The organism is Mesorhizobium sp. MC2-1-1 (assembly GCF_057597255.1).
This window is the reverse complement of the sequence record NZ_CP195205.1, coordinates 1,894,536-1,912,694: the sequence shown is the minus strand read 5'-3', so window position 1 is coordinate 1,912,694 and position 18,159 is coordinate 1,894,536. Positions and strand designations below refer to the sequence as shown.

Sequence of the window (18,159 nt, the reverse complement as noted above, 5' to 3'; positions counted from 1 at the left end):
AGGGAGCGCATCGCATGAGCGAGACCATCAAGACGGACGTTCTGATCGTCGGGGCAGGGCCGATCGGCCTGTTCGCCGTGTTCGAGCTTGGCCTGTTGGACATGAAGTGCCATCTCATCGACATTCTCGACCGTCCCGGCGGCCAGTGCGCGGAGCTGTACCCAGAAAAGCCGATCTATGACATCCCCGGCTGGCCCACGATCTCGGCACAAGGTCTTGTCGACAAACTCATGGAGCAGATCGCGCCGTTCAAGCCGGACTTCACCTTCAACCGCATGGTGTCGAGCCTCCAGACGCTCGACGATGGAAGTTTCCGGGTATCTACCGACGAGGGCGAGCTGTTCGAGGCCAAGGTCGTGGTGATCGCCGCCGGCGGCGGCTCGTTCCAGCCCAAGCGCCCCCCCATTCCGGGCATCGAAGGCTATGAGGGCAAGAGCGTCTTTTATTCCGTCCGGCGCATGGAGGAATTCCGTGGCCACGATCTCGTCATCGTCGGCGGCGGCGATTCGGCGCTCGACTGGACGCTCAACCTGCAACCGATCGCCAAAAGCGTCACGCTGGTTCACCGGCGCCCGGAATTCCGGGCCGCGCCCGATAGCGTCAACAAGATGTATGCCCTGCAGGAAATGAAACAGCTCAAGTTCCTGGTCGGTCAGGTCAGCGGCCTTGCCGGGGCCGGCGGCCAGTTGTCGTCGGCGACCATCAAGGGCGGTCCGGACGGCGACGTCGAGGTCCCGTGCACCCGCATGCTTCCATTCTTCGGCCTCACGATGAAGCTCGGGCCGATCGCAGAATGGGGCCTAAACCTGCACGAGAACCTTATCCCGGTGGATACCGAGAAGTTCCAGACGTCGATCCCCGGTATTTTCGCCATAGGCGACATCAACTGGTACCCTGGCAAGCTGAAGCTGATCCTGTCAGGCTTCCACGAGGCAGCGCTTATGGCGCAGGCCGCCAAGCTCATCATCAGCCCTGGTGAGCGTATCGTCTTCCAGTACACGACCTCGTCGACCAGTTTGCAGAAGAAGCTTGGCGTCCACGATTGACGCATTTACTCCGCAAGCACGGCCGCCGCTTGCTCGTCGTGGCCGCGCAGCGGCTTTTCCGGCATCAGCGCCAGCGCAATCAGCGCCAGGACAAGCGTGACGCCGGCGGTGAGGAAGATCATCACGAACGGCATCGCCGATGTCGGCTGAACATGTGTCTGCGAGCCTTCGGCGGCCAGCGGCAGCCCGAAGCCAAGCGCAACGGCGCCGAGCATTGCGACGCCGAGCGCGCCGCCCAGAGTGCGCAGGAAGGTCAGGACGCCCGTCGCAACGCCGAGATGCGCGCGGTCGACGGCGTTCTGTACCGAGATGGTGCTGACCGGAAAGGTCGTGCCGCTGCCCAGGCCGATCAGCGTCGTCAGGATTTCGACTTCGAGCAACGAAGCCTTGTCGGCAATGGCGCTGAGCACGCCGATGCATACGATCGCCAGGCTTACGCCGAACATGGCGATGCGCTTGTAGTGGACGAAGCGCGGGATCACTCGGCCGCTGAAGGCAGCACCGGCAACAGTGCCGAGCAGGAGGCCCAGCATGGCAGTGCCGGATCCGCTGACCGAAAGCCCGACGACCGATTGCAGATAGACCGGGAGATAGACCGAGGCGCCGATATTCGCGGCCTGCAGCAGGAACATCGACAGTGTACCGGCGAGCACGATCGGGTTGCTCAACACGTCGAGCGAGATCAAGGGTTCCACCGCCTTGAGCAGCCTCAGCGCGAAGAGCGCCCAGAAGACGGCAGAACAGGTCAAAAGGCCCAGGATCTGCGATGAGAACCAAGGGTAGGTGCCGCCGCCCCAACTCAACGCCAGAAGCAGCAGCGCGGTGGCGACGACCAGGAGCACCGCCCCCAGCCCGTCGATACGGTGATGCCTAGCGGCGATGGGCAGCTTCTTCAGCGGGTTGTTGATGATCGCCATGGCCAGGAAGCCGATCGGCAGGTTGATCCAGAAGATCAGCGACCAGTGCAGGTGTTCGGCGAACACGCCGCCGAGCAGCGGGCCTGCGACGCTGGCTACCGCCCAGGTGCCCGAAACCCAGGCCGCGTAGCGGGCGCGCTCGCGCGGCGGCACGAGATCGCCGATAACCGTCTGGGCCAGCGCGAAGAGACCGCCGCCGCCGGCACCTTGTATGGCGCGGCCGATGACCAGCACCAGCATGTTGGGGGCAAGCGCGCTGACAAGCGATCCGAGCAGGAAGATCAGAATGCTGGCATAGATGACGGGACGGCGTCCATGGACGTCGGAGATCTTGCCGTAGAGCGGTGCCATCGCGGTCGCGGTCAGAAGATAGCCGGTGACGATCCACGGCAGATACTCGGCATGGCCGAGCGCGCGAGCGATCGTCGGCAGCGCGGGAGCCACGATGGTCTGGTCAAGAGCAGCCAGCAGCATCGACAGCAGCACGCCGCCGATGATGGCATTCTTCTCCTTCTCGCTCAGCAGCGGCGCGGCTTTCGGCGCCATCGCCTGGTTCTCGACGGTCTGGTCCATGCGTTATTCTTTCAGCGGGCCGATGCCCGGCCCTGGACGGTCCAGACCGTCGGTTGCGCCTGGCGCATTTCATTTCTCTTCATTGTCCGAGGCCCCGGGGGCTAACCCGCTATATGTCGTTCGATACAGGCCGATTTCGACCACCGCTCGAATTTTTTCCCGGTCTGGCACCATCCTTGGACGAAATTGGCCCCGTTGGGCCTTGCCTCGGATCAAGGCGGCGGCAACTGGCCGGCCTGGATGCGCTCCATGCGATAGCGCAGCAGCCGAAGGATACGGCTTTCGAAATTGACGCTCTCGACACGATCGAAGCGCATCTGGTCCTGATCGTGCCTGGCGAGCTCAGCTGCCTGTATTTCGGCTGCCTTGGCCCTTGCCTGTTCGCAGGTCCGTTGCGCGGGCGCGGCCTTCAGCGCATCCTCGACCAAACGCGCATGGTTCTTGGCGATCTCCACATGGCGCTCCTCATGCCGCTTTATGTCGGCCGACAGCGTGTCCCAGAACAGTCTGACGTCGGGATCGGTTTTGCGCGAGCCCCGCCATTTCGGGAGGATCACCTTGACCTTGACTGTGACGATCGCGTCGGTGGCGCGGCAAGAGTCCGCGCTCTGCGCGTAGCTGATGTGTGTCGTGAAGGCCATCTGCGTGGCGCCTGGGTGGCGTGACCCGGTGCTCTTCACTTCCGGCCCGTTTGTCGACAACTGGTTCTGGATGTCGTCCAACGTGCGGCCGCCGACCCTGTAGTAGCTGTATGTCTTCACAAGATTCGCCGCAGCCGCCGGCATGGCGGGCAGGACGAGCATCAGGGCGCAGAGCAGGGATCGCTTCATCATATTGCCTCTTCACGCACCTTGCTTTAGGGCCGTCGCCAGCGCAACGGAATTGATTTCCGGCGGATCACGCATGGTTGATGGACAATGACGACAAGGCGATGGCAGCTGGCGCATGGGCGCTATCTCGACCTCGGTCCGAAGGCGATCGTCGTCGGCATCCTCAACGTGACGCCCGACAGTTTTTCGGACGGCGGTTTGTTCGTCGCGCCTGAAAAGGCGCTGGAACAGGCGCGCCGTATGGTGGCGGAAGGCGCCGCCATTATCGATGTCGGCGGGGAATCGACGCGGCCGGGTTTTGCCGCGGTCACGGCCGAGGAAGAGCAGGCGCGCGTGCTGCCGGTCATCGCGGCTCTTGCCGCTTCCGGCGAGGCGCTTATCTCAATCGATACCTATCGTGAGGATACCGCGCGGCTGGGAGTTGCCGCCGGGGCCCACATCGTCAACGACGTCTGGGGGCTGCAGCGCGAGCCGGGAATCGCGCGCGTCGCCGCCGAGACCGGCGCCGGCCTCATCATCATGCATACAGGTCGCGAACGGCGGAAATTGCCTGATGTGATCGAGGACCAGTTCCTTTTCCTGCGCAAATCCCTGGAGATCGCGCGTGCCGGCAATGTCGCCGACAGCCAGATCGTGCTCGACGCCGGCTTCGGCTTCGCCAAGGAGACGGCGGAGGAGAACCTGGAGCTTATGGCGCGGTTTTCCGAGCTCCAGGCGCTTGGCTATCCGTTGATGGCGGGGACCTCGCGCAAGCGCTTCATCGGCACCGCGACCGGGCGCGAGCCAGCCGGGCGGGCCGCCGGCACGGCGGCCACCAGCGTCATCCTGCGCTTGAAGGGAGCCGACTTGTTTCGCGTCCACGATGTCGCAATCAACGTGGACGCGCTGGCGGTGACCGATGCTATGCTCGCACGCGAAACCGAGCTCGCTCCCGGACACTGATCATGTACGTCATCCGCATGAAGAACTGCGCCTTCTTCGCCCGCCACGGCGTGCTGGACGAGGAGGAGACGCTTGGCCAGCGTTTTTATGTCGATGCCGAACTGACCGTCCAACCCAGTCGCCCGCTGACTGAGGATTCCATCGAGGATACCGTCAATTATGGCGTCGCCTTCGCTGTCATCGAGAAGATCGTGACGGGACATCGCCGCTTTCTGATCGAGGCACTGGCGCTGGAGGTCGCGAAGGCGCTGACGGAACGGTTTTCGCAGATCAGGAAGGCCGAGATTACCGTGCGCAAACCGAACGCTCCGGTGCCTGGCGTGCTGGACTATGTCGAGGTGACCGTTGTCTGGCCGGAATAGCACCGTCTATCTCAGTCTCGGCGGGAATCTCGGCGACCCGGCGCAGTCCATGGGCGCGGCATTGCGCATGCTGGATGGCGGCGCCGAGACGCGCGTCACCGCGGTCTCCTCGCTGTACCGCACGCCGCCTTGGGGCAAGCTCGACCAACCCGATTTCCTCAATGCCGCCGCCGCGGTCGAGACGGCGCTTTCTCCGCGCGCGCTGCTCGACCTTTGCCTCGATGTCGAGAGGCGATTGAAACGCGTGCGCGAGGAGCGCTGGGGGCCGCGGTTGATCGACATAGACATACTGGTGTTCGGCGACCGGGTCATCCATGAGACCGGGCTTGAAGTGCCGCATCCGCGCATGCTGGAGCGAGCCTTCGTGCTGGCGCCGCTGGCCGAGATCGCCCCCGGGCTTTCGGTCGGTGGCAGGAGCGTCTCGGAGAGGCTCGTCGCCGTCGATATTTCCGGTATCGAGCGGCTGCCCTCCGGTCGGGAATGGTGGCTCGGCTGATATCCAGCTTCGACGGAGGACCTCGGTTTTCCTGAAATCGACTGATCAGCCGGAAAAACCGCCGCCGTCCAGAAATGCCTGCTCCTCGGCTGTCGTCGCGCGGCCAAGCATCCGGTTGCGGTGCGGAAAGCGTCCGAAGCGCCTGATGATATCCAGGTGCTCTTCGGCGTATTTCAGATATTCGGGGGCTTTGGCGACCGTGAGCTCAACCGACCGTTCCTGGTCGGCCAGCGATTCGGAATGCTCGAAGGGCAAATAGAGAAAGACGCGAACTAGTTCCTCAAGTTCCAGGTCCTGGCCCGCGGCGATCGCATTATCGGCAAAATATCGAGCCAAGGGATCGGTCGCGTACATGTGGCCGGTGCCGCGGAAGCAGTTGCGCGGGAACTGATCGAGCAGGATCATCAGCGCCAGCGATCCTTCGGCATGCGTGTTCCAGTCATCGCATTCGCGCCGCGCGGCGGCATAATGCAGGTCGAGGAACCGGTTGCGAAAATCCGCGTCGAACGCGTCATTCTTCTCGAACCATGCGTCCTCGCCGGCATCGCGCCAGAATACGGTCACGGAAAGGGCTCGCGGGTCGAGCTCTGCCATGCGTTGCTCCTCAGCTCTTGGTCTCTGCCTTGTTCAGCACGACGGCGGTTTCCTCGTTCAGCGCCCGGCCGGCGTGGCGCGGCTGGGTGAGCGGGGTCGGGATCGGCGTGCCGATATTGCCCTTGAGGAAACGCTGACCGGCGCGCACGCCCTCGGCCAATTGCGTCTCAAAACGCGCTTCGTCGCGCCGCCGCACATCCTCGATGACGTCGGCGACTTCTTCGGGGTCGACGCCGAGCGCTTCCAGCGCGGAGCCGCCGAAAACCAGCGCCGATTCGAAGGTTTCGCGCAGTTGATAGTCTACTCCGGCGCGCACCAGCTGCAGCGCCGTGCCGCGATCGAAGGCGCGCGCCAGGATGGTGACCAGCGGGAATTCGGCCTTGATCAACTGGGCGATGCGCACGGCGGCGTCGGGCTTGTCCACGCAGATCAGCACCGCGCGCGAGCGCCCGGCGCCGGCGGCGTGCAGGATGTCCAGCCTCGTGCCATCGCCGTAGTAGACCTTGAAGCCGAAATCGGCAGCCGCCTGGATCATCTCCACCTCGTTGTCGATGATCGAGACATCCAGCCCGCGCAGCAGAAGCGGCTGGCTGGCGATCTGGCCGAAGCGGCCGAAGCCTATGATCAGCACACTGCCGCTAAGGCCGTCGGCGATGTCGACGCCGTCGAGCGACTGCTCGTCGCGCGGGGTAATGTAACGCAGCGCGATGATCGCCAGGGGCGTCAGCACCATGGAGATGATGATGATGGCAGTCAGCGTGGCGTTGGCCTGCCCGTCGATGATGCCGACCGCGGCGGCGGACGAATAAAGCACGAAGGCGAATTCACCGCCCTGCGCCATGAAGACGGCGCGTTCGAGCGCCTCGCGGTGGCCGCTCTTCAGGATGCGCGCGACGGCGTAGATGCCGATCGCTTTCATGACCATGTAGGCCACGACATAGATCGCGACGAGCCGCCAGTTCTGGGCCACGACGCCGAGATCCAGCGACATGCCCACGGCGAGGAAGAACAGGCCGAGCAGGATGCCGCGGAACGGTTCGATGTCGGCTTCGAGCTGGTGGCGGAAGGTCGATTCCGACAGAAGAACGCCGGCGAGGAAGGCGCCCATCGCCATCGACAGGCCGGAGAGCTGCATGGCGAGCGCCGATCCCAGCACCACCAGCAGCGCCGCGGCGGTCATGACTTCCCGGGCGCGGGCATCCGCCAGGATGCGGAACAGCGGATTGAGCAGGTAACGGCCTGCCACGACGAGCCCGACGATTGCCGCGATGCCTATGCCGACTTCCGTCAGGCGTTCCGAAAGGCTGGTCTCGGCGCCGCCAGGCGCAAGGAATGCGATCAAGGCGAGCAGCGGCACGATAGCCAGGTCTTCGAGCAGCAGGATGGAGACGATGCGCTGGCCCTTTGGCGTGGCGATCTCGCCGCGCTCCTCCAGCAACTGCATGACGATCGCGGTCGAGGTCAGCACGAAGCCGGCGCCGGCAACGAAGGATTGCGCGATCGGAAAGCCTCCGGCGAGCCCGACGAGAGTCAGAAGCAAGGCGCAGAGGCCGACCTGCAGGGCGCCCAGGCCGAAAATCTCGCGACGCAGCCCCCAGAGCCGCGATGGCTGCATTTCCAGCCCGATGATGAACAGGAACATGACGACGCCGAGCTCGGCGACGTGGAGGATCGATCCCGATTCGGCAAAGATGCGCAGGCCGAACGGACCGATCACGACGCCGGCGGCGAGATAGCCGAGGATCGAGCCCAGCCCCATGCGCTTGAAGATCGGCACCGCGACGACCCCCGCGGCGAGCAGCGCCACCACCTGCACCAGATCGCTGCTCGACGCTTCAGCCGCCATGCCTGCCTTCCTGTTCCACTCGAAGCACTCCTTGCATAGGCCGGGAGTGAGAGGCAAGGGCGCGGCGACTGGCTGAAAGGGCAGGACCCACGCCGGCGGATACAAGGCAGCAGGCAAGGCGACAAACGCCTGTTGCAGCTCCGTTACACAAGTTTACGCGGTCCGGTTGTTGCGTCCCGCCACAATCAGCGGTTAAGGCACGTACGGCTTCGGCCATTGGAGGTAGCGGCGATGGGCGGCTGCCTTTTTGAGGAGATAATTGACATGAAGAAGTTTTTGCTCGTCGCCGTCGGTGTTGCGGCGCTGGCTGTTTCGGCTTGCTCCAAGGGGCCGGAATGCACCCAGGAAATGGCTGCCAAGAAGGCGCAGGACATGGCTGCCGCGCTTCAGGAGGCCATCACCAAGGATCCTAGCAAGGCGGCCGATCTGACCGCCAAGGTGCAGGCCGTCACCACGAAATATCAGGGCGCGACGACGCTCGACGAAGCTTGCAAGGCCTATGACGAGCTGACCGCCACCATCAAGGGTTGAGGGCAGCCGTCGACGAACGAATGCGGCGGCCGGGCGGCCGCCGCATTTTGTTTGCGCACCGCCTCGGCCCCTCATCTTGCAGGGATGCGCTAGGCGATAGCCATGGTTCGCTTATGGTCGGCGATCTGGGCGAGCAGCCAGTCCTGGAAGAGGCCTGTGCCCGGCTTGTTTCCGATGCTGCGACGCTGGTGCAGGTAGATTCCGGCAGGATAGGTGTGGCGGGCGCTGAACGGGGCGACGAGCTTGCCCTGCTGCAGAAGGTCCTGCGCCATCATGGTGTCGGCCAAAGCGATTCCCGCGCCGTTTATCACCTCGCGCATGATCAAGGTGCAATCATCCAGCGTAGTGCTGGATTTCGGCGTGGCGTCTAGAACGCCTTCCTGCTCCAGCCAGCGCCGCCAGCGCATGCTTTCGCATTCATGGATCAGGTGATGGTTGACCAGATCGGCGGGTGTTTTGAGCGGCACCGGTCCTTCGAGCAGCGAGGGCGCGCAGACCGGCGTCAGGACCAGCGGGATCAGCAGCGTCAAGGCGGGGCCGGCCTTGTAGACGAACTCGTCGACAATGGCCAAATCGAAATTGGCCCGCTTGCCCGACGTCGAGATCTCCAAGTCCACTGACGGATGCAGCTTGCGGAAATTCGGCAACCGGTCCGCCAGCCAGAGATTCAGGACCGCAGGCACGCAGAGAACCCTGACACGCTGGGTCCTTCCATGCCCCGGGCCATGGGCGAAGCTGACGTCGTCGGTGGCGCGCCAGATGGCCTCGAATGCCTCCGAGAGGCTGCGCGCATAATATGATCCTCTTATTGTCGGGGTGATCTGGCGAAAACCGCGCTCGAACAAGTCCTGGCCAAGGTTCTTCTCAAGCGCCCGGATGTGGCGACTGACGGCCGAAGGCGTCAAATGCAGCTCCTCCGCCGCATCCTTGATGCTGCCGAGGCGCGCGGCGGCCTCGAAAGCGCGCATGCCGTTGAGTGAGGGTAGGGCCATTGGCCGATCATGAATTGTCAGTTGAGTTTTTGTCAATCGACTTGGGCAAAATTGGCGTTTGATCGTCCGCCCTGTTCGGAGCTACCCAAATGACAAGAGCGACTAAGTCGCCGTCAGAAAACAGTTATTTGGGTACTCCTATACCATTCCCAACGGCGCGAACCGGCCTCACCGGTTTCCACCGGTGGCGGGAGAGGTTTGCCGACCTGGCAGGAGCCGCCCCGTAAATGGGAGAACGAGCTTTATGCCTCAGTCGCCAGTGCCGGTGTTTGAAGTGGCGGACGAGATTTCTCGGGAAACCTCCGTCGTCGTGATCCTGCAAATCGCTGAGAACGGTTTCGGCCCTCGGGCAGCGGCGCTCGATGCTGATATGGGAGGGATTATGTCCCGAGCCTGCACCGGCCCGGCCGCCCTTTCGCAATCGGGTGACTGCATCGACGTCATCGCCCCTGCGGCCGCGCCGGCCCGGCGCGTGGTGGTGCTGGCGCTCGGCAAGGCCGACGCCGTGACCACGCTGTCCCTGACGCGCGCCGGCGGTCTGCTTGCCGCGCATCTGGAAGGCAAGGGCGAATGCGCCGCCACGCTGGTGCTGGATCCCATCGCCGGCGTCGACCTGCCCGCGGCGGAAATCCTGGCGCGCGTCGCGCTCGGCATGCGCCTGCGGCGCTATCGTTTCGACATGCGCAACCGGCGGCAAGGCGCCGGTGCCGACCGGACGTTGCGGGTACAATTGATAGGCGCGGCCGGTCCGGATCTGAAAGCGGCGCTGACGCGGATAAACGCCATCGCCGACGGCGTCGAATATGCGCGAACGCTGGTCAACCTCCCGCCGAACCATCTCCACCCCGACAATTTCCATGATCATCTGGAGCCGCTGCGCGAGGCCGGCATCGATATTGAGGTCCTCGATACGGCGCGGCTGAACGAGCTCGGCATGAACGCTATCCTGGCCGTCGGCTCGGGTTCGGTGCGGCCGCCGCGCGTCGCTGTCCTGCGCTATCGCGGCAAGGGCTCTCCGGCGCAACCTCTGGCCTTTGTCGGCAAGGGTGTCTGCTTCGATTCCGGGGGCCTGTGCATCAAGCGCGGCGAGCAGATGTTCGACATGAAGGCCGACATGGGCGGCGCGGCCGCCGTGGTCGGCCTGTTGATCGCGCTCGCCCGGCAAGGCAGCCCAGTGCATGCCGTCGGCGTGCTCGGCATTGCCGAGAATATGCCGTCCGGCACCGCGCTCAAGCCGCGCGACATCATCACGACGGCGTCTGGTCAGACGGTGGAAGTGTTCGACACCGATGCGGAAGGCCGGCTCATCCTGGCCGACTGCCTCTATTACGCCGCTTCGCGCTTCAATCCGTCGGTGATCGTCGACCTGGCCACGCTGACTTATTCGGTAATGCGCGGCCTTGGATCGGTGTTCGCCGGTCTTTTCAGCACCGACGACACCATCGCCTCGCGCATGATCGCGGCCGGGGAGAAGGTCGGCGAGCGATTCTGGCAGTTGCCGCTCGACCGGGCCTATGACGAGGGGCTGCAATCGCCCTTTGCCGATATCCGGCATCACGCCAAGGACATGGAAGACGGCGACGCCCCCTATGCCGCGGCCTTCCTGCGCAATTTCACCGAAGACCGTCCCTGGGTGCATCTCGATATTGCCGGCAAGGAACTGGCTGACAGGGATCGGCCTCTTGGCAGGGAAGGCGCCACGGCCTTCGGTGTGCAGATGCTGGAAGAGTGGGTGCAGTCCGGCAGGGCGGCGAACTAGGCGGCAACGAGATGTCTTCGACCGAACAGGGAACCGCGATGCCGTCCGAGATCGTCAGCAAGGAAGGCCGGGCCGGCTTCGGCGGCTATGAGACCTGGTATCGGATCAGCGGCGAGCTCGATGCCGGCAAGGCGCCGGTGGTGATCCTGCATGGCGGGCCCGGCGCCGCGCATAATTACGTCGATGCCTACAAGCTTCTCGCCCGGGGCGGCCGCGCCGTCATCCACTACGACCAACTGGGTTGCGGCAACTCCACCTTGTTGCCTGAGAAGGGCGCCGATTTCTGGACGCCCCAGCTCTTCATCGATGAGCTGGAAAACCTTGTCGACCATCTCGGCATCCGCGGCGGCTTCCATGTGCTCGGTCAGAGTTGGGGCGGCATGCTGGGCGCCGAATACGGCGTGACCGGGCCGAGGGGGCTGAAGTCGCTGACCATCGCCAATTCGCCGGCTTCCATGAAGCTCTGGGTCGCGGAGGCCAACCGGCTGCGCGCCGATCTGCCCGAGCTCGTTCGGGAAACGCTGGCGAAGCACGAACAGGCCGGCACGACCGACGATCCGGCCTACCAGGAAGCGACGATGCGGTTCTACGAACGGCACGTCTGTCGGGTCGTGCCGTTCCCGCCCGAGGTAACCGAGACGTTCGCCCAGATCGCGCGCAATCCGACTGTCTACAATGTGATGAACGGCCCGAATGAGTTCCACGTCATCGGCACGCTGAAGAGCTGGAGCGTCGTCGACCGGTTGTCGGCCATCGAGGTTCCCACGCTTCTCATCTCCGGCCGCTACGACGAAGCCACACCCGCGACCGTGCAGCCCTTCAAGGACGGCATCAAGGGATCGCGGTGGGAGATATTCGAGCAGTCCAGCCACATGCCGCATGTCGAGGAGCAGGATCTTTGCATGCGGGTGGTTGGAGACTTCCTGGACCACAACGACAACTGAAAAGGGGAAAGAAGACATGAAGAAACTGCTTTTGGCGGCCTCGGCCGCTTCATTGCTGGCCGGCTCGTGGCTGGCACCTGCGCAGGCTGAATATCTCAAGGAGCATCGAGGAGGCACCATCCGGCTTCTAGCCCGATCGGCGGCCGGGACGCTCGATCCGCACATCAACTACACCGACCAGGGCTGGCAGATGTACCAGCCGATCTATGACGGCCTCGTCGCCTTCCGCAAGGCCGAGGGCGTCGATGGATTTTCGATCGTTCCCGACCTGGCCGAGGCGCTGCCTGCGGTCAGCAATGACGGCAAGACTTTCACCTTCAAGTTGCGCAAGGGTATCAAGTTCTCCAGCGGCCAGGACCTCGGCGTGAAGGACGTCGTCGCCTCCTTCCAGCGCATCTTCAAGGTGTCAGGCCCGACTTCGGGCACGTTCTACGCAGGCATTGTCGGCGCCGACAAATGCCTGGCCGACACCAAGAGCTGCACGCTGGAAGGCGGTGTCGTGGCCGACGAGGCGGCCGGCACCATCACCCTCAATCTCACCAAGCCGGACGCGGAGATTCTCTACAAGCTTGCCTTGCCGCACGCCGTGATCCTGCCGGCCGACACGCCGACCGAAGACATGGGCTCCAAGCCGATCCCCAGCACGGGCCCCTACATGATCTCGGCCTTCGATCCCAACAAGGGCATGACCGTTTCCCGCAATCCCAATTTCAAGCAGTGGAGCGAGGAAGCCCAGCCGGACGGCTATCCGGATGTCGTGCAGTATGATTTCGGCCTGTCGGAAGAGGCGGCGGTGACGGCGATCCAGAACGGCGAGGCGGACTGGATGTTCGATGCGCTGCCCAGCGACCGCCTCGGCGAACTCGGCAGCAAGTCCATGGACCAGCTGCACATCTCGCCGCTTTCGGCCTGGTGGTACGCGCCGCTGAACACCCGCATGGCTCCGTTCGACAATGAAAAGGCCCGCCAGGCTGTCGCCTACGCGGTCGACCGCAACACGCTGGTCAAGCTGTTCGGCGGCAAAGTGCTTGCCTCGCCGGTCTGTCAGGTCCTGCCGCCGGATTTCCCCGGACACGAGGACTATTGCCCCTTCACCAAGAACCCTGGCGCGAAATGGTCTGCTCCGGATGTCGACAAGGCAAAGCAGCTCGTCGAGGAATCGGGCACCAAGGGCCAGAAGGTCACCATCATCGTCGAGGACACGGCCATCTCTCGCTCGATCGGCGTCTATCTGCAGAGCGTGCTGACCAGCATCGGCTACGTCGCCGACGTCAAGCCGATCTCGTCCAACCTGCAGTTCACCTATATCCAGAACACCAACAACAAAGTGCAGATGTCCGTCACCCAGTGGTACAAGGACTATCCTGCAGCGTCGGACTTCCTGAACATCCTGTTCAGCTGCGCTTCGTATCGCGAGGGCTCTGACGCCTCGATCAACATCTCGGGCTTCTGCGACAAGGATATCGACGCCCAGATGCAGAAGGCGCTGGACCTCGGCGTGAACGATCAGAAGGCGGCCGACAAATTGTGGGCGGCGATCGACAAGCAGGTGACCGACAAGGCGCCGGCGGTTGGTCTCTTTACGCCGAAGCGGCTTGATTTCGTCAGCAAGCGCATCGGCAATTTCAAGTTCAACCCGCAGTTCAACTGGATTATCACCCAATCCTGGGTGCAGTGAGTGCAGTAACGAACCGCGGAAGGCACATATAGTGTCCAGCCAAGTCTCCGCCATGCCGCGCAAGGCGCGAGGGCCCTGGGCCGTCGCGTTTGCGAAGCTGGCAACGGACAGGGCCGCCATGGCGTCCCTGGCCGTCTTCCTCGTCATCGTTCTCGCCTGTTTGAGCGCGCCATTTTACGCGAAGTGGGCCGGCACGGACCCGTTCGCCTCGACGCTCGACGCCGTCATCCAGATCGACGGCGCCGACGTCGCGGTGATGGAACAGTCGACCGAGGGGCTGGGGCTGGGCTACACGCCGATCGGTCCAACCTGGCGGCTCGGCAACTATTTCCTCGGCGCCGACAGCCAGGGCCGCGACGTCATGGCAAGGTTGCTTTATGGCGGGCTCAACTCGCTTCTGATCTCCGGCGCGGCCACCATCTTCACGCTGATCTTCGGTACGATGGCCGGATTGATCGCCGGCTATTTCGGCGGCATCACCGACACGGTGCTGTCGCGCTTGCTCGACGTGCTGTGGGCGTTCCCGATCTATCTCCTGGCGATCTCGCTTTCCATCGTCACCATCGCCCAAGGCATCGCGATCGGCCCGATCGAGATCCAATCGGGCAGCCTATGGCTGCCGATCATCATCATAGGTATCGTTTATATACCCTATGTCGCTCGGCCGATCCGCGGGCAGGTCCTTGCCCTGCGCCACAGCGAGTTCGTGCTCGCCGCGATCAATCTGGGCGTGCCGGGCTGGCGCATCCTGTGGCGCGACATCCTGCCCAACATCACCACCACGCTCATCGTCTTCGTGCCGCTCATGATGGCGCTGAACATGCTGACGGAATCGGCGCTCTCGTTCCTGTCGATCGGCGTGCAGCCTCCCGCTGCCAGCTGGGGCACCATCATCCAGGACGGGCAGGCGCTGCTCTATACGAGGCCGCTGGTGGCGCTGGTGCCTGGCCTCGCCATTGCCGTTTCCGTCATGGCGCTCAATGTCTTCGGCGACGGTCTGCGCGATGCGCTCGACCCGCGTTCCAAGGTTCGGCTGGGGCGCGACTTATGATCTACGCCATCCTTCGCCGTTTCGGCCAGATGCTGTTCGTGATGTTCGGCATCTCGGTCATCGTGTTCCTGATCTTCTTCGCCACGCCCGGCGCTGATCCGGCCGCTCGTATTGCCGGCCGCAACGCCTCGCCGGAAGTGCTGGCGGCGGTGCGCCACAGCTTCGGCTTCGACCAACCGCTTTATGTGCAATACACGCGCATGATGGAGAAGATATTCGTTACCGGCGACCTGACCTCCTTCGTCAACCGCGGCTGGAAGGTGGTGCCGGCCGTCATGGATTCGATCCCCGTCACGCTTTCGCTGGTGTTCGGGGCGGCGTTCCTGTGGGTCGTCGTCTCGGTCATCATCGGCATCGTCGCCGCGGCTACCCGCGACAGCTGGCTGGACAAGCTTCTGATGGCGCTCGGCCTGCTTGGCATTTCGATGCCTGTCTACTGGCTGGGCGAGGTGATGAACCTGATCACCCAGAGCCGGTACCACGACAGCTGGGCGTTCTCCTGGGTGCCGCCGCTGGGCTACAAGAACTTTTCCGACGATCCGAAAGGCTGGTTCCTGACGCTGGTCATCCCATGGATCACGCTGGCCATCCTCTATATCGGCATCTACGGGCGGGTGCTGCGCGCGGCCATCATCGAATCCATGCAGGAGGATTATATACGCACGGCGCGCGCCAAGGGCCTGTCGGAGACCCGTATCCTGTTTCGCCATGCGCTGCGCACGTCGCTGATCGCCTTCGTCACCCTTTTCGGGCTCGACTTCGGCGCCTTGGTCGGCGGCTCGGCGCTGCTGACCGAAGTCGTGTTCGGCCTGCACGGCATCGGCAAGCTCACTTATGACGCGTTGCAGAACCTGGATCTGCCGATGATCATGGCGACGGTCATGTATGCGTCGATGTTCGTGGTGATTGCCAATGCGGTCGTCGATTTCGTCTACATCCTGCTCGATCCGCGGCTGAGGGCATCATGATACTGACGGTGCGCGATCTAAAAGTGTCCTTTCGCACCCATGACGGGCCAGTGCGCGCCATCGACGGCGTTTCCTTCGACCTCGAGGAAAGCGAAATTCTCGGCGTCGTTGGCGAATCCGGCTCCGGCAAGACGGTCTCTCTGCTCGCCGTGATGGGCCTCATCACCGACCCGAACGCCACAATCGAAGGCTCGATCCGCTACAAGGGCCGCGAATTGGTCGGGTTGCCGCCGCGCGAGCTGAGGCGCCTGCGCGGCAACGAGATCGCGATGATCTTCCAGGATCCGATGACGGCGCTGACGCCGGTCTACACGATCGGCTGGCAGATCGCCGAGCAGATCCGGGCGCATCGCAGCGTCAGCAAAGCCAAGGCCATGGCGCGCGTCGAGGAGTTGCTGTCGGAGGTGAATTTCCCCAATCCGCATGAGGCGATGTCGCGCTATCCACACCAGCTTTCCGGCGGCATGCGGCAGCGGGCCGTGATCGCCATGGCCTTGTCCTGCGATCCGGCGCTACTGGTGGCCGACGAGCCGACCACCGCGCTCGACGTCACCGTGCAGGCCGGCATTCTCGACCTTGTCCGCAAATTGCGGGCCAAGCATAAGTCGGCCGTGGTCTTCATCACGCATGACATGGGCGTGGTGTCCGAACTCGCCGACCGCGTCATGGTCATGTATGCCGGCCGCGTGGTGGAACGCGGCACCCGCACGGAGCTGTTTTCCGATCCGCGACACCCCTATACGCGCGCGCTGCTTGGCTCTATCCCGCCGTTGACCGGCCAAAAGCCGCGCCGTCTGCCGGCCATTCCCGGTTCGCCGCCATCCTTGCTCAGGCTGCCGCAAGGCTGCGCCTTCGGCCCGCGCTGCCCCGTCCGCTATGAACCTTGCGAGGCGGGTAGGCCGGGTCTCGGCAGCGATGCGCATGCCGCCGCATGCTTTCGGGTGGCGCAGGCATGAGCGAGCCGTCGACTGTTTCAGATCGCCCGATCCTCGAGACGCGTTCTCTGGCAAAGCGGTTCTCGATCGGCAGCCGCTTTTCCGCGCAGGGCAGGCGGATCGTCCATGCGGTCGACAATGTCTCGCTGAGCGTGTGGCGCGGCGAGACGGTCGGGCTGGTCGGCGAATCCGGATGCGGCAAGTCCACGCTGGCGCGCTGCCTGGTTCGGCTGTACGACATCACCGACGGCAAGCTTCTGTTCGAGGGCGACGACATCACCTCGAAGTCCCTGTCCGAGCTCAGGCCGCTGCGGCGGCGCCTGCAAATGGTCTTCCAGGACCCCTCGGCCTCGCTCAATCCGCGCCGGCGCGTCGGTGATCTCGTGGCCGAGCCGCTGCGCATCCACGGCAAGCTTTCGGCACGCGAGATCACCGCTCGCGTGGCGGAACTGTTCGAGCTGGTCGGATTGCTGCCGGACCACGTGATGCGCTATCCGCATGAATTTTCGGGCGGCCAGCGCCAGCGCGTCGGCATCGCGCGGGCGATAGCGTTGAACCCCGACCTTGTCGTGCTGGACGAGCCTGTCTCCGCGCTGGATGTGTCGGTGCAGGCCCAGATCGTCAACCTGCTCGCCGACCTGCAGGAGAAGCTGAAGCTCACCTATATCTTCATCGCCCACGACCTTTCGGTGGTGCGCCAGGTCTCGACCCGCATCGCGGTCATGTATCTCGGCTCGATCGTCGAGGAAGGGCCGGCGGAAGAGGTCTTCGCGACGCCTGCCCACCCTTACAGCCAGGCGTTGATCTCGGCCGTTCCGGTCGTCGAGACGACACCTGCGGGCGCGCGCAAGCGCATCATCCTCACCGGCGACGTGCCGAGCCCGCTGAAGCCTCCGTCCGGGTGCCGCTTCCACCCGCGATGCCCGATCGCGGCTGATCGCTGTCGCTCGGAGCGGCCGGAGCTGAAGGAACATCGTCCAGGCCGCAAAGTGGCCTGCCACTTCCCGATCTTGACTTGAGCCGCCCTTTGCGAGCAGCGAGCGCGGCTGACGGGCCGCGCCGTATCAGTTCTTGGCGATGGCGCCGACTTCCACCGAGTCGACCCGCTTCAGGCTCATGCCGATGACCGGCACCAGCTGATTGTTGACGCGCACTGCGACCGTCACGGTCATCGAATTGCCGTCGGGGACACGCGCCTGCATGACGCCGTTCAACTGCTTGCGGTTGATAGTGAAGACGACCTTCTGGGCGTCAACGACATTGCCGCCGACAATGTCCATGCCGCTTTCGGTCGAGCCGCCCATGAAGGTGCCCCTGTAACCGTCGCGACCCTTGCGCTCGACGCTGGCCGACATCTTCTGCGTGAACACGCCCACCCTGCAGCCGCCGTCAAGTGTCATGCCGAGCTGGCTGGCGGGCGTGGAGCCATTGAAATCGCAGGTGAATTTGGTGCCCTTGTACTTGCCCGCGATGATCTCGCCGGGGCCGATCCATCTGCCTTCGACCGAACGGAAGAACTGCTTGTCGGGCTCCGCGCCAAAAGCCCTTTCGGCGAGGCCGAGCGGCGCGGCAATCGCAACAGTCATGGGCAGCACGCAGGACAGAATTACGCTTCTCATGGACGACACCCGGCACGACAGAGTCTTTACTTGGGACCTGAGTGACCATGGAGAAGATTGGTTAATGCTTCGTCAC

Annotated in this window: 18 protein-coding genes; 12 read left to right on the top strand and 6 right to left on the bottom strand. The window is 63.9% G+C overall.

All coding sequences use genetic code 11. From position 1 onward, the window contains the following. The first annotated feature begins 14 nt into the window (after nucleotides 1-14). The gene (locus tag ACR64R_RS09690) at nucleotides 15-1,046 is read left to right on the top strand and encodes an NAD(P)/FAD-dependent oxidoreductase (RefSeq protein ID WP_487361422.1); all 1,032 of its coding nucleotides are present in this window, start codon (nucleotides 15-17) and stop codon (nucleotides 1,044-1,046) included. 5 nt (nucleotides 1,047-1,051) lie between these two features. On the opposite strand, the gene ACR64R_RS09685 is transcribed toward ACR64R_RS09690, so the two are convergent. Continuing rightward, nucleotides 1,052-2,536, bottom strand: coding sequence for an MDR family MFS transporter (locus ACR64R_RS09685; RefSeq protein ID WP_487361421.1), 1,485 nt, complete (start codon nucleotides 2,534-2,536; stop codon nucleotides 1,052-1,054). Nucleotides 2,537-2,748: 212 nt separating this feature from the next. After that, entirely contained in the window at nucleotides 2,749-3,369 is a 621-nt protein-coding gene (locus ACR64R_RS09680) for a DUF922 domain-containing Zn-dependent protease (protein ID WP_487361420.1), read from the bottom strand. Between the two features lie 84 nt (nucleotides 3,370-3,453). On the opposite strand from ACR64R_RS09680, the gene folP reads away from it, so the two are divergent. The 3 genes from folP to folK are packed head-to-tail and all read left to right on the top strand — an operon-like array spanning nucleotide 3,454 to nucleotide 5,166. Further along, nucleotides 3,454-4,308, top strand: coding sequence for a dihydropteroate synthase (folP, locus tag ACR64R_RS09675; protein WP_487361419.1), 855 nt, complete (start codon nucleotides 3,454-3,456; stop codon nucleotides 4,306-4,308). A gap of 2 nt (nucleotides 4,309-4,310) precedes the next feature. Then, on the top strand, nucleotides 4,311-4,670 hold the full coding sequence (gene folB / locus ACR64R_RS09670) for a dihydroneopterin aldolase (RefSeq protein ID WP_487361418.1): 360 nt from the start codon (nucleotides 4,311-4,313) through the stop codon (nucleotides 4,668-4,670). Then, complete coding sequence (gene folK, locus ACR64R_RS09665; protein WP_487361417.1) at nucleotides 4,654-5,166, top strand: 2-amino-4-hydroxy-6-hydroxymethyldihydropteridine diphosphokinase; 513 nt, start codon at nucleotides 4,654-4,656, stop codon at nucleotides 5,164-5,166. Before folB ends, folK begins: the two co-directional genes overlap by 17 nt. Before the next feature lie 45 nt (nucleotides 5,167-5,211). Here the strand turns inward: folK and ACR64R_RS09660 are convergent, their stop codons facing one another. Both ACR64R_RS09660 and ACR64R_RS09655 read right to left on the bottom strand, forming a co-directional pair. Further along, complete coding sequence (locus ACR64R_RS09660; RefSeq protein WP_487361416.1) at nucleotides 5,212-5,760, bottom strand: DUF924 family protein; 549 nt, start codon at nucleotides 5,758-5,760, stop codon at nucleotides 5,212-5,214. A gap of 10 nt (nucleotides 5,761-5,770) precedes the next feature. Next, complete coding sequence (locus ACR64R_RS09655) at nucleotides 5,771-7,606, bottom strand: monovalent cation:proton antiporter-2 (CPA2) family protein (RefSeq protein ID WP_487361415.1); 1,836 nt, start codon at nucleotides 7,604-7,606, stop codon at nucleotides 5,771-5,773. Between the two features lie 264 nt (nucleotides 7,607-7,870). On the opposite strand from ACR64R_RS09655, the gene ACR64R_RS09650 reads away from it, so the two are divergent. After that, nucleotides 7,871-8,137, top strand: a complete 267-nt coding sequence (locus ACR64R_RS09650; protein WP_487361414.1) for a hypothetical protein — start codon at nucleotides 7,871-7,873, stop codon at nucleotides 8,135-8,137. Between the two features lie 89 nt (nucleotides 8,138-8,226). Here the strand turns inward: ACR64R_RS09650 and ACR64R_RS09645 are convergent, their stop codons facing one another. After that, on the bottom strand, nucleotides 8,227-9,129 hold the full coding sequence (locus ACR64R_RS09645; protein WP_487361413.1) for a LysR substrate-binding domain-containing protein: 903 nt from the start codon (nucleotides 9,127-9,129) through the stop codon (nucleotides 8,227-8,229). A gap of 244 nt (nucleotides 9,130-9,373) precedes the next feature. Here ACR64R_RS09645 and ACR64R_RS09640 point away from each other — a divergent pair, with 244 nt between their 5' ends. Genes ACR64R_RS09640 through ACR64R_RS09610 form a run of 7 tightly spaced genes read left to right on the top strand, consistent with a single transcriptional unit; the run spans nucleotide 9,374 to nucleotide 17,483 of the window. Next, nucleotides 9,374-10,888: a leucyl aminopeptidase gene (locus ACR64R_RS09640; protein ID WP_487361412.1), complete on the top strand. Its 1,515-nt coding sequence runs from the start codon at nucleotides 9,374-9,376 to the stop codon at nucleotides 10,886-10,888. Nucleotides 10,889-10,926: 38 nt separating this feature from the next. After that, on the top strand, nucleotides 10,927-11,832 hold the full coding sequence (locus tag ACR64R_RS09635; RefSeq protein WP_487362406.1) for a proline iminopeptidase-family hydrolase: 906 nt from the start codon (nucleotides 10,927-10,929) through the stop codon (nucleotides 11,830-11,832). A 16-nt stretch (nucleotides 11,833-11,848) separates the two neighbouring features. Continuing rightward, entirely contained in the window at nucleotides 11,849-13,510 is a 1,662-nt protein-coding gene (locus ACR64R_RS09630) for an ABC transporter substrate-binding protein (protein ID WP_487361411.1), read from the top strand. A gap of 52 nt (nucleotides 13,511-13,562) precedes the next feature. Continuing rightward, on the top strand, nucleotides 13,563-14,561 hold the full coding sequence (locus tag ACR64R_RS09625) for an ABC transporter permease (protein ID WP_487362405.1): 999 nt from the start codon (nucleotides 13,563-13,565) through the stop codon (nucleotides 14,559-14,561). After that, a complete protein-coding gene (locus ACR64R_RS09620) occupies nucleotides 14,558-15,529 on the top strand; it encodes an ABC transporter permease (protein ID WP_487361410.1) in 972 nt (323 codons plus the stop codon). The genes ACR64R_RS09625 and ACR64R_RS09620 overlap by 4 nt, the downstream gene beginning before the upstream one ends. Next, nucleotides 15,526-16,485: an ABC transporter ATP-binding protein gene (locus ACR64R_RS09615; protein ID WP_487361409.1), complete on the top strand. Its 960-nt coding sequence runs from the start codon at nucleotides 15,526-15,528 to the stop codon at nucleotides 16,483-16,485. The genes ACR64R_RS09620 and ACR64R_RS09615 overlap by 4 nt, the downstream gene beginning before the upstream one ends. After that, nucleotides 16,482-17,483, top strand: coding sequence for an ABC transporter ATP-binding protein (locus tag ACR64R_RS09610; RefSeq protein ID WP_487361408.1), 1,002 nt, complete (start codon nucleotides 16,482-16,484; stop codon nucleotides 17,481-17,483). The genes ACR64R_RS09615 and ACR64R_RS09610 overlap by 4 nt, the downstream gene beginning before the upstream one ends. Nucleotides 17,484-17,528: 45 nt before the next feature. Here the strand turns inward: ACR64R_RS09610 and ACR64R_RS09605 are convergent, their stop codons facing one another. Then, nucleotides 17,529-18,083: a hypothetical protein gene (locus ACR64R_RS09605; protein WP_487361407.1), complete on the bottom strand. Its 555-nt coding sequence runs from the start codon at nucleotides 18,081-18,083 to the stop codon at nucleotides 17,529-17,531. Between the last annotated feature and the right edge of the window lie 76 nt (nucleotides 18,084-18,159).

What these genes read in the sequence shown, in the direction of transcription:
- ACR64R_RS09620 (WP_487361410.1), top strand. Translation starts at nt 14,558, where the DNA reads ATGATCTACGCCATCCTTCGCCGTTTCGGCCAGATGCTGTTCGTGATG.
- ACR64R_RS09645 (WP_487361413.1), bottom strand. Translation starts at nt 9,129, where the DNA reads ATGGCCCTACCCTCACTCAACGGCATGCGCGCTTTCGAGGCCGCCGCG.
- ACR64R_RS09610 (WP_487361408.1), top strand. Translation starts at nt 16,482, where the DNA reads ATGAGCGAGCCGTCGACTGTTTCAGATCGCCCGATCCTCGAGACGCGT.
- ACR64R_RS09650 (WP_487361414.1), top strand. Translation starts at nt 7,871, where the DNA reads ATGAAGAAGTTTTTGCTCGTCGCCGTCGGTGTTGCGGCGCTGGCTGTT.
- ACR64R_RS09630 (WP_487361411.1), top strand. Translation starts at nt 11,849, where the DNA reads ATGAAGAAACTGCTTTTGGCGGCCTCGGCCGCTTCATTGCTGGCCGGC.
- ACR64R_RS09680 (WP_487361420.1), bottom strand. Translation starts at nt 3,369, where the DNA reads ATGATGAAGCGATCCCTGCTCTGCGCCCTGATGCTCGTCCTGCCCGCC.
- ACR64R_RS09660 (WP_487361416.1), bottom strand. Translation starts at nt 5,760, where the DNA reads ATGGCAGAGCTCGACCCGCGAGCCCTTTCCGTGACCGTATTCTGGCGC.
- ACR64R_RS09625 (WP_487362405.1), top strand. Translation starts at nt 13,563, where the DNA reads ATGCCGCGCAAGGCGCGAGGGCCCTGGGCCGTCGCGTTTGCGAAGCTG.
- ACR64R_RS09605 (WP_487361407.1), bottom strand. Translation starts at nt 18,083, where the DNA reads ATGAGAAGCGTAATTCTGTCCTGCGTGCTGCCCATGACTGTTGCGATT.
- ACR64R_RS09615 (WP_487361409.1), top strand. Translation starts at nt 15,526, where the DNA reads ATGATACTGACGGTGCGCGATCTAAAAGTGTCCTTTCGCACCCATGAC.
- folP (WP_487361419.1), top strand. Translation starts at nt 3,454, where the DNA reads ATGACGACAAGGCGATGGCAGCTGGCGCATGGGCGCTATCTCGACCTC.
- ACR64R_RS09640 (WP_487361412.1), top strand. Translation starts at nt 9,374, where the DNA reads ATGCCTCAGTCGCCAGTGCCGGTGTTTGAAGTGGCGGACGAGATTTCT.
- folB (WP_487361418.1), top strand. Translation starts at nt 4,311, where the DNA reads ATGTACGTCATCCGCATGAAGAACTGCGCCTTCTTCGCCCGCCACGGC.
- ACR64R_RS09685 (WP_487361421.1), bottom strand. Translation starts at nt 2,536, where the DNA reads ATGGACCAGACCGTCGAGAACCAGGCGATGGCGCCGAAAGCCGCGCCG.
- ACR64R_RS09690 (WP_487361422.1), top strand. Translation starts at nt 15, where the DNA reads ATGAGCGAGACCATCAAGACGGACGTTCTGATCGTCGGGGCAGGGCCG.
- ACR64R_RS09655 (WP_487361415.1), bottom strand. Translation starts at nt 7,606, where the DNA reads ATGGCGGCTGAAGCGTCGAGCAGCGATCTGGTGCAGGTGGTGGCGCTG.
- ACR64R_RS09635 (WP_487362406.1), top strand. Translation starts at nt 10,927, where the DNA reads ATGCCGTCCGAGATCGTCAGCAAGGAAGGCCGGGCCGGCTTCGGCGGC.